Annotated in this window: 12 protein-coding genes; 2 read left to right on the top strand and 10 right to left on the bottom strand. The window is 41.2% G+C overall.

The window, feature by feature from the left end:
- Positions 1–2,694: a SusC/RagA family TonB-linked outer membrane protein gene (locus DTW91_RS09555; RefSeq protein ID WP_228412701.1), complete on the bottom strand. Its 2,694-nt coding sequence runs from the start codon at positions 2,692–2,694 to the stop codon at positions 1–3.
- A gap of 493 nt (positions 2,695–3,187) precedes the next feature.
- Between DTW91_RS09555 and metG the strand changes: the two genes are divergently transcribed.
- Positions 3,188–5,302: a methionine--tRNA ligase gene (gene metG, locus DTW91_RS09550; RefSeq protein WP_125203158.1), complete on the top strand. Its 2,115-nt coding sequence runs from the start codon at positions 3,188–3,190 to the stop codon at positions 5,300–5,302.
- 57 nt (positions 5,303–5,359) lie between these two features.
- Here metG and DTW91_RS09545 read toward each other — a convergent pair whose 3' ends face one another.
- The 8 genes from DTW91_RS09545 to gpmI all read right to left on the bottom strand — a co-directional run bounded on the left by DTW91_RS09545 (position 5,360) and on the right by gpmI (position 16,545).
- A complete protein-coding gene (locus DTW91_RS09545; protein ID WP_125203157.1) occupies positions 5,360–6,757 on the bottom strand; it encodes an efflux transporter outer membrane subunit in 1,398 nt (465 codons plus the stop codon).
- A 15-nt stretch (positions 6,758–6,772) separates the two neighbouring features.
- Complete coding sequence (locus DTW91_RS09540) at positions 6,773–9,919, bottom strand: efflux RND transporter permease subunit (RefSeq protein WP_125203156.1); 3,147 nt, start codon at positions 9,917–9,919, stop codon at positions 6,773–6,775.
- A 101-nt stretch (positions 9,920–10,020) separates the two neighbouring features.
- Positions 10,021–11,169 (bottom strand): efflux RND transporter periplasmic adaptor subunit, encoded by a 1,149-nt coding sequence (locus DTW91_RS09535; protein WP_125203155.1) that lies wholly within the window; start codon positions 11,167–11,169, stop codon positions 10,021–10,023.
- A 229-nt stretch (positions 11,170–11,398) separates the two neighbouring features.
- A complete protein-coding gene (locus DTW91_RS09530) occupies positions 11,399–12,172 on the bottom strand; it encodes a class I SAM-dependent methyltransferase (protein ID WP_125203154.1) in 774 nt (257 codons plus the stop codon).
- A 3-nt stretch (positions 12,173–12,175) separates the two neighbouring features.
- Complete coding sequence (map, locus tag DTW91_RS09525; RefSeq protein ID WP_125203153.1) at positions 12,176–12,985, bottom strand: type I methionyl aminopeptidase; 810 nt, start codon at positions 12,983–12,985, stop codon at positions 12,176–12,178.
- A gap of 90 nt (positions 12,986–13,075) precedes the next feature.
- On the bottom strand, positions 13,076–13,507 hold the full coding sequence (locus DTW91_RS09520; RefSeq protein WP_125203191.1) for a BT0820 family HAD-type phosphatase: 432 nt from the start codon (positions 13,505–13,507) through the stop codon (positions 13,076–13,078).
- A gap of 152 nt (positions 13,508–13,659) precedes the next feature.
- Entirely contained in the window at positions 13,660–14,637 is a 978-nt protein-coding gene (locus DTW91_RS09515; RefSeq protein ID WP_125203152.1) for an acyl-ACP desaturase, read from the bottom strand.
- Positions 14,638–15,018: 381 nt separating this feature from the next.
- The gene (gpmI, locus tag DTW91_RS09510) at positions 15,019–16,545 is read right to left on the bottom strand and encodes a 2,3-bisphosphoglycerate-independent phosphoglycerate mutase (RefSeq protein WP_125203151.1); all 1,527 of its coding nucleotides are present in this window, start codon (positions 16,543–16,545) and stop codon (positions 15,019–15,021) included.
- Between the two features lie 526 nt (positions 16,546–17,071).
- On the opposite strand from gpmI, the gene DTW91_RS09500 reads away from it, so the two are divergent.
- On the top strand, positions 17,072–17,482 hold the full coding sequence (locus DTW91_RS09500; RefSeq protein ID WP_125203150.1) for a DUF2141 domain-containing protein: 411 nt from the start codon (positions 17,072–17,074) through the stop codon (positions 17,480–17,482).
- 14 nt (positions 17,483–17,496) lie between these two features.
- Here DTW91_RS09500 and DTW91_RS09495 read toward each other — a convergent pair whose 3' ends face one another.
- Positions 17,497–17,682, bottom strand: a complete 186-nt coding sequence (locus DTW91_RS09495; protein WP_125203149.1) for a hypothetical protein — start codon at positions 17,680–17,682, stop codon at positions 17,497–17,499.
- Positions 17,683–17,892 lie beyond the last annotated feature (210 nt).

Genomic DNA, 17,892 nt, shown 5'->3' with positions numbered 1-17,892 from the left:
TTAAAATTGAAAATTTAATCCTAAAGAATATATTCTCGGCAGTTGGTAATACCCATTATCAATCCCTCCAAATACCTCGGGATCCACTCCTGAGTAGTCTGAAATGACGAATACATTCTGGGCCATCGCATATACTCTGAGACTGGAGCCTTGGCTCAATATATCTTTAAAATTATATCCCAAATTAACATTATCCAATCTTAGAAAAGAAGCATCTTCTACAAAAATATCAGAAAAATATTGTGGTGATGAAAATTTGTAGTCTGCTGCTGATGAATATACATTCTGCAAATAGCTATTGGTAGTCAATGACTGAATAGAACTGTTTGAGGCTGCATTGTTATAAACATAATTGCCGATTACTGCTCTGGCGCTGAACCCAAAGTCCCAATTTTTAACATTTAATTTTGTGCTAAATCCCAATATCGCATCCGGCTGAGTTGATTGATAATAATATCTGTCGGACGCAGTTATGGTTCCGTCTCCGTTTCTGTCTACATAGACGCCATCCAGCGGCTTACCATTAGATCCGTAAACTTGCTGATAAACCAAAAAGGAATATGGCTTATAACCGACTGCGTGCGCTTGGATTGTGTTTCCCACACCACCACTGATACCTCCTACAGGCAGAAAATAGGAATCGTCTGCTCCTTGTATGAGATTAGTAACTTTAGAATTGTAATGCGTGGCATTAAAAGATACTTCCCAATTAACATTCTCTGTTTTGATAGGGACTACAGTTACCGATCCTTCTACCCCTGTTGTTTTCATATTACCGGCATTCAAGTTATTAAAGTTACTAAGATCTCCAGCAGCAATACCTGCAAATACCTGCAATTTTTCAGCTTTTTTTTCAAAGTAATCTACAGATCCGAAAATTCTGTTGCGCACAAATCCAAAATCTAATCCTATATTCTGATTGGTGGTAGTTTCCCATTGCAACAATGGATTATAAATATCCGGCCGATACATATAATAATACTGCGATCCAAACTGATATTCTGCGCCAGGCTGGCTAATAGAATAATTTGCAAATGCAGGATAATTTCCGGTACTGATTTCCTGATTACCGGTTTCTCCCCATCCTGCTCGTAATTTTAAGGTGTTCACAAATGTATCTTTTAGGAAATTTTCTTCATTAATTTTCCAGGCAACCGAAACACCCGGGAAGTTGCCCCAAACATTGTCTTTGGTACCATTGTAAAATCTCGAAGAACCATCCCTTCGGATAGTTGCAGAAATTATATATTTGTTTGCAATGGTAAAAATACCTCTTCCGTAAAAAGATAATAACACATTTCTTGTGGCAAAATCCGTTCCCGGCGGAAGATTCTGACCATTTCCGTTGTAGGTGACGGCATAGGGTGAAAAAGTGTGAAAATTCTGATATGAATAACCGGCTACCAGATCAATATTCGTATCGATAGCATCAATGTTTTTCACATAATTGAAATAGGTTTCCAGCAATCTGTTCTTTTTCTCCTGGGAGTATTCTCTGTAAGATCCCAATGTTGCAATGCCGGCTTTATACTCGCCGCTTACTGTTGTAGCTCCATTACTTTTGGCATAGTCGTATCCACCATTGACATTAAAATGAAGATCCGGTAAGAAATGAAATTTGTAGTCAATCTGAATATTTCCCAATGCCCTCCATACAGAAGACACATCTCTTACTGCTGCTATTTGCGCCAAAGGATTTGCTGTTGCATTGACATTTAATCCCGTTGCAGAACCTGGATCTAACCATTCATAATAACCGCCGTAAGCAGAATTCCCCGAATAGATTGGTTGTGTGGGATCAAAATACGTAGCATTTTGAATGACACCTCCCGGCACAAAACGGTTGTCGGTGAAAGTTCCTTTTAAATTAACATTCACTGCCAAATGATTGTCGAAGAATTTTGGATTTAGATTTAACCCAACAGAGGTTCTTCTGAATGAATTCGTTTTTACGATACCATTTTGTTCCGTGTAACCAATTGATAGCCGGTAAGGCAAATTTTTGATCCCTCCGCTAAGGGCAATGTTATTATCGGTACCCCAAGCTTTTTGGTAAATATGATCTTGCCAGTCTGTGTTAGCATTTCCCAATCGGAAAGCATTATTTGCAACCGTGGCATTAGTTGCAGCAATTTCGTTGACAAAGGCTCGGTATTCATCAGCATTTAAAACATCTACATTGTCCATTTTTGTAGAAATGGACGTCAATGTTGTAAAATTTACCTTTAGTTTACCGGCAGATCCCTGTTTGGTTGTAATCAGGATTACACCATTGGATGCCCTGTTACCATAGATTGCTGTGGCCGAAGCATCTTTTAAAATGTCAAATGATTGAATATCATTGGGGTTAATCAAAGATAAAGGATCTGCCGCTCCGCTAATCCCAGTAAAATCCTGAGGCACACCATCTATAACAATTAGTGGTGCTTGAGATGCATTCAGCGAGCCAATACCACGAATCCTAATAGAAGAGCCTGCTCCAGGCGCACCACTATTCGTTGTAATTTGAACGCCGGGCGTCTTTCCTTGAATCAATTGTGCGGGAGTAGAAGCGCCGCCATTGAAATCCTTTGCCGTAATAGAAGAAATAGATCCTGTAAGATCTGTTTTTTTCTGCTTACCATAACCAATCAGCACCACCTGCTCGATTTGAGTTTCTGATTTAATCGAGTCGTCTTGTTGTGCATGTAGCATTGATCCGAGCAATAGAAATGCTGGAGCAATTTTTAATACATTATAGTTTCTCACAAAAAATAAATTTTTAAGGTTTATATTATTTTCAAATTTGTTTAAGAATTACATTCAATCTTGTTTTGCAATTTATAAAAAAAACAACATTCTGTTAAAATATTTTTAAAATTCTTCTTTTTCCGCTCCAATAACCCATTTTATATGGTAATTCGGATATTTAGTACATTGATTAACAATTTTTTACAAGAAAAAGCTGTTTTTCGTCATTTGTGAAATTTTAACACTTAATTAAACAAACGTTTAACGTTTTTTTCTTCTAAATTAACCAATATTAATTCTATATTAATGAAAAGTGAAATAAAAATCAATAACTGTTCAAGTTTCAATTATTAATATGGGAAGTGTTATTATCAAATCGTCATCAATTTAATAATCTCCGAGACAGCCCAATTTTAAATTGAAAGTTGTACTTTTGCATTTTTAATTTTACATTCTAATGTCGAACAGAAAGTTGATTACCGCCGCTTTGCCCTACGCCAACGGACCGGTCCATATCGGGCATTTGGCGGGCGTTTATATACCCGCAGACGTCTATGCAAGATTCCAAAGAAGATTGGGAAAGGACGTCGCTTTCATCTGCGGTAGCGATGAGCACGGCATCCCCATTACAATCCGTGCAAAAAAAGAAGGTGTTTCGCCGCAAGATATTGTGGACAAATACCACGCAATCATCAAAAAATCTTTTGCCGATCTTGGAATCTCGTTTGACGAATATTCCCGCACGACCTCCCCAACTCATTACCAAGTCAGTCAGGATTTTTTCCTAACTCTATATAATAAAGGCAAATTTACCGAGGAAGTTTCGGAACAATATTTTGATGAGCAGGCTAAGGAATTTTTAGCAGACCGATACATCATCGGCACTTGCCCGAATTGCGGAAACGAAAATGCCTACGGCGATCAATGCGAAAAATGCGGCATTACACTTTCACCTTCCGAACTGATCAATCCGAAATCTGTGCTGAGCGGCAATCCGCCCATTCTGAAAGAAACCAAAAACTGGTATTTACCACTAAATGAGTACGAAGATTTCCTCACCGAGTGGATCCTCGAAGGTCATAAAGACGACTGGAAAACCAATGTTTACGGCCAAGTAAAATCTTGGTTAAGTGATGGTTTGAAACCAAGAGCTATGACGCGCGACCTCAACTGGGGTATTCCTGTTCCGTTGCCAAATGCCGAAGGCAAAGTGCTGTACGTCTGGTTTGATGCACCGATTGGTTATATCTCTTTCACGCAAGAATGGGCAGCGAAAACCGGCAAAAACTGGAAAGATTACTGGCAAGATCCACAAACTGAACTGATTCATTTCATTGGGAAAGACAATATCGTTTTCCATTGCATCATTTTCCCGGCGATGATGAAGGCACACGGCGATTATATTTTGCCAACCAATGTTCCCGCTTTCGAATTCTTGAATCTTGAGAACGAAAAAATCTCGACTTCGAGAAACTGGGCCGTTTGGGCGCACGAATATGTGGAAGAATTCCCGGGCCAGCAAGATGTTTTGCGCTATGCATTGCTTTCGTCTGCTCCTGAAACCAAGGACAACAATTTTACTTGGAAAGATTTCCAAACTAAAAATAATTCTGAATTGGTGGGGATCTTTGGAAACTTTATCAACAGAGTTGCTGTTTTGATCCATAAATATTACGGCGGCATCATCCCAGCAGGAAACGCCGAAGCAGAGGAATTGCTTGAAATCAAAAAATCGGCGGCAGAAATCGCACAATACTTAGAAAACTTCGAGATCCGAAATTCATTGACAGCTTTGATGAATTTAGCGAGATTTGGAAACCAATATTTACAAATAGAAGAGCCTTGGAAAACGATTAAAGTGGATCCCAAAAAAGCAGCTCATTCATTATTTATAGGTGCGCAGATTGCGGTGGCTTTGGCCCAGTTATCAGAACCGTTTATGCCTTTCAGCTCAGAGAAATTACTGCAAATGTTCAATGTTGAAAAAATGAACTGGGAAGATATTGAAACTAAAACCATCTTAATAGAAACCGGTCACCAAATCAATGAAGCTTCTCTGCTTTTCTCAAAAATTGAAGATTCTACGATAGAATTTCAAATTCAAAAATTGGAGAATACGAAAGAGGAGAATAAAAAAGTCCTCACCCTAAATCCTTCTCCAAAGGAGAGGGACTTGAGCTCTAAAAATGCTTCTGAGTCCCACGAGGAACTTGCAGCGCAAACAGAAATTTTAACGCCTGTGAAAGACGAAATACAATTTGATGATTTTGCAAAAATCGATTTGAGAACTGCCACCATTATTACTGCAGAAAAAGTGGATAAGGCAGACAAACTTCTGAAATTTACGGTAGATACTGGTGTGGACATCAGAACGGTAGTTTCCGGCGTGGCCGAAAGTTTCTCTCCGGAAGAGTTGATTGGCAAACAGGTCATGATCTTATTAAATCTTGCCCCAAGAAAAATCAGAGGAATAGAATCTCAGGGAATGCTTCTCCTCACTACCAAATCAGACGGCAAGCTGACTTTCGTGACGCCTGATGAGCCTGTGGAAAATGGAACAATCGTCGGATGATAAAGGAGAACCGAAATTGACAGTTCAGTTCCTTTCAGAAGTTCAAAGATGAAGACCTTAAAATTGTCCACCTCCTAGTGCTCGATAAAATTCGGTAACTGCCTGCAACTGCTGCAGTTTATCGGTGACGCCGGCTAATTGTGCTTGCAGCAAGGACTGTTCCGATGTAAGAACATTCACGTAATTGACTGTAGAAGAATAAGTTAGTAATTCTTTATTGAACTCCACTGCCTTTTCCAAAGATTGGATTTGCAATTGTCTCGTTGACTCTTTTTCTTTCGCTTTTTGATAAGAAAGTAAAGCATTGGACACTTCGGAACCGGCTGTCAATAAAGTATTCTGAAATGTAAAATAAGCCTGCTGTTGTCTGGCATCGGCTATTTTCACCTGTGCTTTTCGGTTGCCCTGCTGGAAGATATTCTGCGTGAGGCTTCCGCCAATCGTGTAAAACAGCGAATCATTAAAAAAGTCCTCCAAATTTTTGGTAGAAAGTCCCAAGGTTCCCGTAATATTAAAAGCAGGATAAACTTCTGCCATGGCTACATTTTTATTTTCAAATGCTTGCCTAAAGGCTAATTCCGCCGCTTGAACGTCGGGACGGTTTTTTAGCAATGCGACTGGGACGCCTGTCTTGAGGTCGGTATAAACGATTTGAGAATCGATCGAGTTTCTGTCGATGGGTTGCGGATTCTCGTTCATCAGAACACTCAGAGCATTTTCCGTCTGCTGGATTTGCAACTCCAAATCGGGAACCGATATTTGAGTGGAATACAGATTGGCTTTGCTCTGCTCCAAATCTGCACCGGTCACATATCCTGCATCCATCAATAGTTGCATACTCTCTACATCTTCCATGCGAAGTTTGATGGTCTGATTGGTGATTTCTAATTGCTTGTCCAAGGAAATCAATTGGTAATACAAGCTTGCTGCCTGAGCCACCAGCTGAGTTTGCACGGCTCGTTTCGCTGCATCCGATTGAAGAAAACCTGCATAGGCCGATCTCTTCAGGGATTTGATTCTTCCCCAGATGTCGACCTCCCAACCGGTGGAGATGCCCAATTGATAGTTCATCAGATCCGGTATCACAAAATTGCCGCCTTGAGCCGCAGCGCTGTTTTTGGTGTCGCGCAAGGATGCCACACCATCCAGACCGGGCAGATTCTGCAACTGTGATTGCTTGAAAATAGCGTCCGCTTCTTGGATTCTTGCAATGGCAACTTTAAGATCCAGATTGTTTGCCACCGTTTTTGTGATGATACTCTGTAATTTTGCATCGGTAAAAATCTGATTCCAAGCCACATTGGCGATAGAGGTACTGTCGCTACTTGTTTTTTGACGAAAGAGATTCTCTTGTCGGTTTAGATCTATTTCTGGATTTTTGTAGGTATCTGTGACCTTGCACGATTGAAAGAAAGCGGCTACACTTGCTAATATGATTAAATTTGATAATTTCATTTTTCTCAACTTTGGTTATTCGCTTAGCTGTCCTTCGTATTTGTCGGAAACTTTTCTACTGGTTAATTTTTCTTGCAAATACATGAAAACGGCAAACAAAATCGGGATAACAAATACACCGAATACTGTCCCGAACAACATTCCGCCAATCGCTCCGATCCCGATGGATTGGTTACCAACGGCGCCCGCCCCGGTCGAGATCGCCAATGGAATCAATCCGAAAATGAATGCAAACGAAGTCATCAAAATCGGACGCAATCTCTGCTTGGCTCCACTAATGGCTGAGTGCGCAATGGAAAAGCCTTTTTTCCTTGCATCTAAAGCAAACTCTACAATCAAGATGGCGTTTTTGGCCAAAAGACCAATCATCATAATGAGCGAGATCTGCGAATAAATATTATTGGAACCTCCGATCCAGCTGCTAAACATCATCACTCCGGCCAGCCCCACAGGTAAAGACAGCATAACGGCAAAAGGCAAAAGATAACTTTCGTATTGGGCTGCCAAAAGAAAATAGACGAAAACACAACATAAAATGAAGATGTAAACCGTCTGGGATCCCGCGTTAACTTCCTCTCTCGTAAGCCCGGAAAACTCGTAGCCATAGCCTTGTGGCAATGTTTCCTTGGCCACCCTTTCTACCGTACTGATGGCCTCGCCCGAGGAGAACCCGGGATTTGGCGTTCCATTAATACCGATAGCAGTAAACAGATTGAAACGGCCGATTACTTGTGGACCATAAACCCGTGTTGCCGTGATATATCGACTCAAAGGAGCCATTTCACCATTGATGTTTCTGATTTGCACCTTATTGAAACTCTCCAAATTTTCTCTGTCTTCATAAGGCGCCTGATAAATCACCCGATATTGCTTCCCGAATAAATTGACGTTGGATGCATAAACCCCGCCGTAGTAACCCTGCATTGTCGTAAGGATATCGGATACCGAAAATCCCGCTGCTTTGGCCGCGGCCACATCAATATCAATCATATACTGCGGATAATTGGGATTGAAGGATGTGAAAGTTCTCTGAATATCGGGTTGCTGATTCATTTTCTCGATAAAATCGTTGGCCACTTTATTCAAATCCGCCACACTACCGCCTTTCTGATCCTGAATTTGAAGTTCGAAACCGGCTGCCGTCCCAAAACCCTGCAAGGTAGGTCTTGCGAAGTAGGTCAATTTAGCATCCTTGATCCCGGCTGTTTCTTTGTACATCCTTGCAATGAAGGATTGCTGGTCTTCGCCCTTTTCGGTTCTGTATTTCCAATCTTTTAGTTTTACGATCAGCATTCCGTTGTTGGATCCCACGCCACTTATCATTCCTCGACCCGACACTTTTAGGATATGGGCTACTTCGGGCTGGCTTTTGACGATATCTTCCACCCTCTTCAGAACTTCCTTGGTTCGGTTCTCGTTGGAACCGATAGGAAGCGAGATGTCCATAAAAACGCCTCCCATATCTTCGGACGGAACGAAGGATTTCGGCGTAGTGTTCATCAACCAAATGAAGATTGCGGCGAAGGCTGCCAATCCTGTAATGGCTATCCATTTTTTTCTCAATAAGAATAATACGGCTCTGGAATAGCGCTTTACCATAGCGTCAAAAATGGTATTGAAATTGGCAAAAAACCGCTGAACGAAATTCTTTTTTTCTTCTTCGTGCGAGTGCGGTTTGAGGAATATTGCACATAAAGCCGGGCTTAACGTCAATGCATTGATAGCCGATAAAACGATGGAAATGGCCAAAGTCAAACCAAACTGTTTATAAAAAACACCGGCAGAACCTGTAATAAAACTCACCGGAATAAAAACCGCCGACATGACTAAAGTGATGCTGACAATAGCACCACTGATTTCATTCATCGCATTTATCGAGGCTCTGAGGGGAGATTTTTCGCCCCTTTCCAACTTACTGTGAACCGCTTCCACGACTACGATAGCATCGTCTACCACAATCCCAACTGCCAAGATCAACGCAAAAAGCGTTAGTAAATTGATCGTAAATCCGAAGATGCTTAAAAAGAAGAATGTGCCTATAATTGCTACCGGCACTGAAATAGCGGGAATCAAAGTAGATCGCCAATCCTGCAAAAAAATAAAAACCACAATGAATACGAGAATAAACGCCTCTATCAAGGTACGAACCACTTTCTCTATAGACGAATCCAAGAATTCGTTGGCATTGATAAGCGTCGTATATTTGACACCTTTCGGAAACGAAGCCTGAGCCTTATCCAAAACAGCGATAGATTGATTAATGACATCCTGAGCATTGGAACCGGCAGTCTGGGCCACAGCCATCCCGACAGAGGGATAACCGTCTGTAAAGCTACTGCCTGTGTAGTCTTGGGCGCCAAGTTCTATCCGCGCTACATCTTTTAATCTTAATATTTGACCATCTTCCGTCGCTTTGACAATGATATTATCAAACTCCGGGATTTCCGTGAGTCGCCCTTTGTATTTCAAAGTGTAACGGAAACTTTGATTGCTCTCGTCTCCCAAACTTCCTGGGGCAGCCTCAATATTCTGTTCCGCAAGCAAGTTGCTGATATCGGAAGGAACAAGACCATAGGCCGCCATTTTATTGGGATTTAGCCAGATTCTTATTGAATAGTCTTTAGAACCAAACACCGTCACATCTCCTACACCAGTAACCCTTTTGATTTGGGGCACCATATTGATGTTGGTGTAATTCTGAAGAAAAGTCATATCATAAGTCGGATTCTCGCTATAAAGCGAGAAAATAAGTACGTTGGAACTTTGCCTCTTGAGAACCGTTACACCGGCTTGGGTCACTTCTCTTGGTAACAGCGGGGTGGCACGTGCCACTCTATTCTGCACGTTAACCGCAGCAATATCCGGATCTACACCTTGTTTGAAATATACCGTAACCGATCCGGAGCCGTCATTGGTAGCAGAGGAGGTCATATAGGTCATCCCTTCTACTCCATTAATCTGCTCTTCCAAAGGAACAATGACGCTTTTTAAAATCACGTCGGCGTTCGCACCTTGATAACTTGTATTTACAACCACAGTGGGTGGCGCAATATCCGGATATTGAGAAACAGGCAAGGTCACAACTCCCAAAATACCGAGGATTACAATGATAATGGAAATTACGGTGGACAGTACCGGGCGTTCTATAAAGGTTCCAAACATAAGTAATGGGACTATAAGAAAAAATATGAAACAAAATGCCTAGTATATTAAAGCTTTTACTTTTCATTTTTTGTCATTAATAAAATATTAATCTACTGCCATCATTTTTTATTGATCGCGTTTTGCAAAGTAGTTTCTTTCGGGATTACCACCGTGCCATCTTTGAGAAGACCAACACCCTCGACCACTACTTTATCGCCGTCTTTCAGGCCGGAAGTTACCGCATAAGTAAGTCCGTCCGGCATATCTTCAACTTTGATTTCTACGGATTTCACCTTGTTGTCAGTTCCAATGACATACACGAAAACTTTGCCTTGAAGTTCGTATGTCGCCGCTTGCGGAATGATAATGACATTTTCAAGATTGTTTGCCAACTGTATTGTAGCGCTGTAACCACTTCTGAGAATTCCGTTGGGATTGGGAAAAGTAGCGCGTATCGAGAACGAACCGGTATTGGGATCTACCAGTCCGCTGATAGATTCTATTTTGCCTTTTTGGTTATATTTGGTGCCATCGGCAAGAATCAAATCTACTAAAGGGGAATTTTTTATCTTTTCCTCGATGCTCGCACCCGGCGCATGTTTGAAGAATTCCAACTGCTGCTTTTCATTAATTGAAAAATAAGCAAATATTTTGGAAATATTGGAGACCGTCGTCAAGGGTTGCGCTGTATTCGCACTGATATAGCTTCCCGTTTTGTAAGGCAATGTACCTACTACACCGCTCACCGGACTGTAGAGTTTAGTATAGCCTTGGTTGACTTGCGCATTGGCGAGCTGAGCCTGCGACTCCGCCAAAGATGCCTTTGCTGCTTGCAAGGCCAATTCAGCCGCTTGAAGCTCGTATGCCGAGATGATTTTTTTATCGACTAAGGGTTTTGTTTTGGTCACTTGCATTTGCGCATTGGCTACTGCCGCTCTTGCACTGTTTACGGTGGCCTGAGCTGCCAACACGGCTTGCTCGTACTGGGGATTTCTGAGGAGGAAGAGCAATTGACCTTGGTTGACACTGCTGCCTTCGTCAACATAGATTTTCTCTACGAAACCATCGATTTTCGGACGGATTTCTACGTTTTGAATGCCTTCTAGTCGGGCAGGGTACTGAGTCCAATTTTCCGCGGGACCACTTTTTGCAACTATATATTGATACGGTTGAGGCGGTAATTCTTTTTTCTCGTCTTTGTTTTCCGATTTAGAACATCCTGATAATAAACCTAAGACAACAAAAAAGCTAATCGCGATATTCCTCATAGATGATTGATTTTGATAATAATGTTTTGAAACAAACAGTCAAATTTATTGATTAAATCTAAATTAGACGTCACATAACCAATAATAAAATCTATGAAACGGGATTAACAAAAACTATTAAGACTGAAAAACAGTAAGTTAAAAATTTTTTTTAATGATTATTTAACACTCCGTGGTCTTTTTTGAGTCCATTTATAGTTCTGAAACCTTTCTATCCTACTGTTTTCGATTAATTTGATAATTTCCTTACAATGGGCAAAATTTCATTTTTATTAAGACCAAATTTTTTGATCTCGGCTTCAGAGAACTTCCGGGAATAGAAATTGGCCTCTGCCTCAAAACCCACACTTCTCAGACGGTCGAAATAGTCCATTCCATACCAGCGAACGTGATCGTATTGTCCGAAATGCTTTTGCCGATCTTTCGGATTCGTGATCGTAAAATCTTCGTAAGTCTTTGCGAGTGAATTTTTCATCGGAACCTGCAAGATACCCCATCCGTTGGGCTTCATCACCCGATAAAGTTCGGACATAGCTTTTCTGTCATCCACAATATGTTCCAAAACGTGGTTGCAGAAAACGACATCGAAACTTTCGTTTTCAAAAGGCAAAGCCAAAATATCGGCTTTCACATCTACAATGGGCGAGAAAAGATCGGCCGAAGTATAGTCCAAATTCTTCATTTTTTTGAATTTTCGAAGAAATTCCTGCTCCGGCGCAATGTGCAAAACCTTTAGATTTGCCGTAAAAAAGTTGGTTTCATTCTCGAGATAAAGCCACATCTGCCGGTGCCTCTCCAAAGACAAAGTTCCCGGCGATAAGGCGTTGGCACGTTGTTTCCCGTAGCCATAGGGTAAAAATTTACGGTAAGATTTTCCGTCGATAGGATCGGTAAAATCATTTCCTTTAAAAAATAAAACGATCAAGGGACGAAGAAAAATGCTCAGATTAATGAGCATCGGTCTCGGAATGTTATTGAGCAGAAATTTGGTCAAATTTTTCATGAATTAAAAATCCATCTGAAAAGCCTTTTCCTCGTCCGACCGGATTCCCAAAGCATCATAAATGTAATCAAAAGTTGACAGCAAAACCGGTTTGCCACCAATGATGCAGACATCGTGCTCGAAATGGGCCGATGTCTTGTGATCCAAAGTCGTCACCGTCCATCCATCATTGTGGAATTTTACTTTCTCGGTTCCCAAGTTTACCATAGGCTCGATGGCCAGGCAAATGCCGTCTTTCAGGACTTTTCCGCTTCCCGGTCTTCCGTAGTTTGGGACTTGCGGATCCTCGTGCATTTTCCTCCCAAGCCCATGCCCCACGAGCTCGCGAACCACGCCGTAGCCTTCCTTTTCGCAATGTTTTTGGATCGCATAGGAAATATCACCGATGCGTTTTCCTCTGATGCATTGCTCGATGCCTTTATAAAGCGATTCTTTGGTCACTCGCAGGAGTTTTTTATTTTCTTCGGACACCTCTCCTACCTCGAAGGTATAAGCATGATCGCCGACAAATCCATTTAGAACCACGCCACAATCTACCGACAGAACGTCGCCGTCTTTCAGAATATCGGTATTTGGAAACCCGTGAACCACTTGGTCATTTGGGGAAATACAGAGCGAGGCGGGAAATCCTCCGTAACCTAAAAATGCGGGTTCGGCGCCGTGATCTTTGATGAAATCGTGCGCCAATTTGTCCAGATACAATGTGTTGATGCCGGGTTTTATTTCCTTTGCCAGCATCCCCAAAGTTTGGGAAACCAATCTGGCACTTTGCTTCATCAGCCGAAGCTCGTCTATTGTTTTGAGATGAATCATTGAAATTGTATTAATGTATGATGTCAAATGTCAAATGTATTTTTATTGCAATACCTTGTACTTGATACATTTTACCTTGTACCAAAAGACCTACCAGAACAAGCCTTTTTTCTTTTCTTTTTTCATTTTGGAGTAGGCATGAACTTCGCCTCCTGCTACCTGAAATTCTATCCTCTCATTGATGATTTGATAGATCTCGCCCCAACCCGGAAAGCCACCCAGATTTCGGTCATCGATGAAAAGATCGGCGTCAATTTTTCTGGATTGCGTTTCGGAATCGAAAACTTCGCCTTCGAAACTGGAATTGACTGCATAAAATTCGATCCCGTTTTTTCTGCAAAATTCAACCGCCTCCTCCAAGGATTTGCCGTGCCGATAAGTCCATAGAATCAGTCTATATCCCTCTGCCTGCAATCTTTTGAGGGTCTCGAAAGCAAAGGTTTTTGGTTTTCCTATTCCCGGATAGGCATCTTCCACCACCGTTCCGTCAAAATCTATGGCAAGTTTTTTATTGCTTTTTATCATCGTCTATTCAAAAAAAAATAAGTTCGCAAATATACGGATTATGTGGCTTAAAGAAAAGAGACTGGTGATAAAAGCCTTTCTTAACAAGTCTCGAATGAAGATCTAAATCATAAAAAATGCGCCTTGGTGAGCGCATTTTTTTCTTTTATCTAACTTTTAACCCATTTGAAACTGTAAGGAAGTTCGGGCGTTTTGATTCGGTCGGAAATTCGTTGCAATCTGTCTGGTAATTTCATCAGATAATCTCGGGCTCTTTCTGCTTTGTCGGTCAGGTTTTTCATACTGTCGATTTTCCACTCATCCAAAAGGTCTGACAGGATATTGATGTAATCTTGGGCGGTGTAAACCATCGCTCGCTGCGCTGCATCGGAAAAATGTTCCCAGAGTTCCCCTGCCTTCTGACCGGATTCTCTTAGCAAATGTGCGGGCATCACGATTTTCCTTCGCATCATATCCTCGAAGGCGAGCATCATTCCGCTGGCATCCATCTCGAAAATTCGAGAGGAAAAATCTTTGTAAGCTTTGGCGTGTCGGGCTTCGTCGGCCGCGATAACGCCACACATCTGTGCCAGCTTTTTGTTGCCCGACTGTTTTGCAAAAGTGCCTACGCGTCTGTGCGAAATATTGGTGGCTGTTTCTTGGAAACTGGTGTAAACAAAATTTTTATAAGGATCGGAGCTGGTTCCGATATCGAAGCCATCGTTGATGAGATGATGGGTCGTGATTTCCATCTCACGCATATTTACTCTGCCGCAGAGGTATAGATATTTTCCCAATAGATCGCCGTGGCGGTTTTCTTCGGCAGTCCAGCCTCGTACCCATTTGGCCCAACCGGTATTTTTTTCCTGATCTACACCCTCAACACCCATCAGCCAAGACTCGTAAGTAGGCAGCGCTTCTTCGGTGATGCAATCGCCAATGAGCGTTACGAAAAGGTCATATGGCATTTCTCTGGCAAATGTTTGCAGTTCCTCAATTTCGTGCTTGAAATTCTCGCTCGTACTGTCCGGCAAGAAATCGGAAGGTTGCCAAATTTTTTCAATAGGAGTCAAGTACGATTTGATAAACTCATCCATACTTCCTTCCATTGATCTCATTACTTCTATTTGTAACTCTTTCTCGTACATTAACTTAAATTATTTTAGCCTTCAAAGGTACAACAAAAAGGCAAGATTTGCTTTTCCGCTAAAAGAACTTTAGGATAGTTTTAAGATTTGCTTCACATTTTTGGGAATTTAAACGGCGAATTGCCATTTCTGATCATTATAGACCTATTAAATTTCCCAATGATATTAACAAAAAAATCGGCTTAAAAAAACCGACTTATTATTTTCTCCGAATCTGCAGAGGAACGCGTATTAAATTCAAAGACAAACCCAACAAAAAAACTTTGGAAATTCCCCAAACTAAAAGAAAAAACAAAGCCTTCTTTTTTATCCAAAAAATATGGATTTGATATTCAGATTTGGCTCTTGACTTGTAAATTATAAAGACGTTGCATTCTTTGATTACCGAACGAGAACATTGCCCGTCATTTCTTCGGGAATATCGATGCCCATCACCTTTAGAATCGTTGGTGCTACGTCGCCCAATTTTCCGGGTGTCAATTCCCAAGTGTGGTCTTTGTCCATCACGATGAAAGGCACCAAATTGGTGGTATGCTGCGTGTTGGGAGAGCCATCCGGGTTGATCATAATATCGGAATTGCCGTGATCGGCCAAGATGAACACCGCATAACCGTGCTCATAAGCCGTTTCTGCTACTTTTTTGATGCAAGAATCTACCACTTCAGCAGCTTTTACCGCAGCAGAGAATACGCCGGTGTGACCCACCATATCTGTGTTTGCAAAGTTGAGAACGATGAAATCTGCTGATTCTTTTTCCAGTTCCGGGATGATGGCATTGGTAATATCGTACGCAGACATTTCCGGTTTCAGATCGTAGGTGGCAACATCTTTCGGACTTGGGCACAGCAACCGGCGCTCATTTTGAAATTCGGCTTCGCGACCGCCTGAGAAGAAGAATGTGACGTGCGGATATTTTTCGGTTTCTGCAATTCTGATCTGGGATTTGCCGGCAGATTCCAAAACTTCGCCGATTGTTTTTTCAAGCACACTTTCATCAAAAACAACTTTTACATTTTGGAAAGATTTATCGTAATTGGTCAAAGTCACATAATATAAATCCAATTTCTTCATTCCATATTCCGGGAAGTCCTTCTGAGTAAGCACTTCTGTGATCTCACGACCTCGGTCGGTCCGGAAGTTGAAAGAAATGACCACATCGTGATCCTCAATTTTTGCAATTGGAAAATGATTTTGTACCCCAACAATTGGTTGGATAAACTCATCTGTAATATCCGCGTCATAGGACTCCTGAATCGATTGCAAAAAATCCTTTGTTTCTTTGCCGACGCCGTTTACCAACAAATCATAAGCCAGTTTCACCCGTTCCCATCGCTTGTCCCGGTCCATCGCATAATAACGGCCGATCACGGACGCCAATTTTCCCGTTGTGGATTTCATATGAGCTAAAAGTTCCTCGATGAAGCCTTTTCCGGATTTTGGATCGCAATCTCTGCCGTCTGTAAAAGCGTGAACGAAGACATTTTCGTTAAGCCCGTATTCGTGAGCAGCCGTCAATAAACCCTTTAAATGATTGATGTGAGAATGCACACCGCCATTGGAAACCAAACCGATGAAATGCACTTTTTTGTTGTTGGCTTTTGCGTATTCGAAAGCATTTTGGATGACTTTTTCTCTGCCGAGACTTCCCGTTTCCACCGCCATATTGAGCCTTACCAGATTTTGGTAAACGACTCTGCCGGCACCCAGATTCATATGGCCGACTTCGGAATTTCCCATTTGTCCTTCGGGCAGACCGACGGCTAAGCCGCTGGCTTGGAGGGTTGTATTCGGGAAAGTTTTTAGGGCGTAGTCCATAAACGGCGTATTGGCCTGAGCCAATGCGGAAACTTGGTCATTAAGACCGATTCCCCAGCCGTCTAATATGGCGAGGATTGCTTTTTTTGACATTTTGATTTCTTATTTTGTTGATACAAATTTACGAAATGAAAAAGGGTTTTAATAATTTTCAGGTTTTTTTTTGATTGAATCGCTAATGCGAGCTTCTACCTCGCGTTTTTACATTATAGGTACGGGCGGGAGCTGCCGGAGAACTTTTATCTCATTATTTATAATGAGTTCTGAACTAATTAGGATTCGTTTATTTTCGATTTTGGAAAGATACTCCCGTTTTTTTTCAACCCAATCTGTCAATTCTGATTGTGTGAGATTTTTTTTCACGGTCTTTTCTCAATTGAGATCCGATGGCAAAAGATTCAAAATCCCTTTCCAATTCATCTCTTGTTCAGTTCCAACTTTTCCGTAAACATTATTCTTTATTTCTTGCCAATTTTTAGTTTCCATTTTCTTTTGATTTTTGCGTTAGATCCCTACCCTTTTTTATAGTACATTTGAATAAATTCTCGGACTTTTAATTTTATTGTGCCGAAAATGCTGCTTTGCCTGAAAGCAAAACCTAAATTATAGATTTCAAACTATGAAAAGTATATTCCTTTTTCTCTTCTTTTTTCCTTTTTTAATTTTCGCCCAAAATACTTACGATTTGGAAGTGGTCATCAAAGGTCTGTCCAACAACAAAGGGAAAGTGTACGTAGGACTATACAATTCCGAAGAACAATTTCTCAAAAAAGCGTTTGTGGGAAACATATCCAAAATAGCCAAGCACGAAGCGATCGTTACTTTTAAAAACGTACCTGCAGGGCAATATGCGCTGTCGGCATTCCACGATAAAAATGATAATGGTAAACTGGATACCAATATGATAGGCGTTCCGAAGGAAGATTATACCGTTTCCAATAACGCCAAAAACAGATTTTCGGCACCGAAATATGACAAGGCCAAATTTGATTTGACCAATAAAACCAGAATTGTTCTTTCTATGAAATAATGTGTACCACTTTGCTAATCAACCCATTGCGCGACGTAATCCTTAATAACAGCCCAAAAATTTTTCCCCAGAAAATAAATGAGTGTAGAAGTGATAATGCCTTTGACCGTGAAAAAGATAATCCCGCCAATGCCAAATTTCTTCAGCAAATCCTTCCATCTTGGTAATTTTTTCTCCTCAGTCTCCGAAAACTTTTCCATTTTAAATTTTTTCCAAAAATAAGAAAAACTCAATGATTTCTGCGTCAATTCTGCACGCAAACTGTCCAACGATCGTTGTAAAAATTTTAGAGCGGCGGAATCCGTCTCACAACAAAAAGTGAGTCGGATTTTTAATTTTTATCTATTCATATTCTTTAGTAAAAAAATAAAAAGTTGTCCTTCTCAGGCAACTTTCTTTCTTAAATTGTG

Origin of the sequence: Chryseobacterium sp. SC28, from assembly GCF_003932955.1 — a bacterium.
Lineage (GTDB): Bacteria > Bacteroidota > Bacteroidia > Flavobacteriales > Weeksellaceae > Epilithonimonas.
The sequence above is the reverse complement of the archived record's forward strand: the minus strand, read 5'-3'. Positions and strand labels throughout refer to the sequence as shown.

Coding starts and splice junctions, on each gene's coding strand:
- DTW91_RS09555 (WP_228412701.1), bottom strand. CDS start 2,694: ATGCTACATGCACAACAAGACGACTCGATTAAATCAGAAACTCAAATC.
- metG (WP_125203158.1), top strand. CDS start 3,188: ATGTCGAACAGAAAGTTGATTACCGCCGCTTTGCCCTACGCCAACGGA.
- DTW91_RS09545 (WP_125203157.1), bottom strand. CDS start 6,757: ATGAAATTATCAAATTTAATCATATTAGCAAGTGTAGCCGCTTTCTTT.
- DTW91_RS09540 (WP_125203156.1), bottom strand. CDS start 9,919: ATGTTTGGAACCTTTATAGAACGCCCGGTACTGTCCACCGTAATTTCC.
- DTW91_RS09535 (WP_125203155.1), bottom strand. CDS start 11,169: ATGAGGAATATCGCGATTAGCTTTTTTGTTGTCTTAGGTTTATTATCA.
- DTW91_RS09530 (WP_125203154.1), bottom strand. CDS start 12,172: ATGAAAAATTTGACCAAATTTCTGCTCAATAACATTCCGAGACCGATG.
- map (WP_125203153.1), bottom strand. CDS start 12,985: ATGATTCATCTCAAAACAATAGACGAGCTTCGGCTGATGAAGCAAAGT.
- DTW91_RS09515 (WP_125203152.1), bottom strand. CDS start 14,637: ATGTACGAGAAAGAGTTACAAATAGAAGTAATGAGATCAATGGAAGGA.
- gpmI (WP_125203151.1), bottom strand. CDS start 16,545: ATGTCAAAAAAAGCAATCCTCGCCATATTAGACGGCTGGGGAATCGGT.
- DTW91_RS09500 (WP_125203150.1), top strand. CDS start 17,072: ATGAAAAGTATATTCCTTTTTCTCTTCTTTTTTCCTTTTTTAATTTTC.
- DTW91_RS09495 (WP_125203149.1), bottom strand. CDS start 17,682: ATGGAAAAGTTTTCGGAGACTGAGGAGAAAAAATTACCAAGATGGAAG.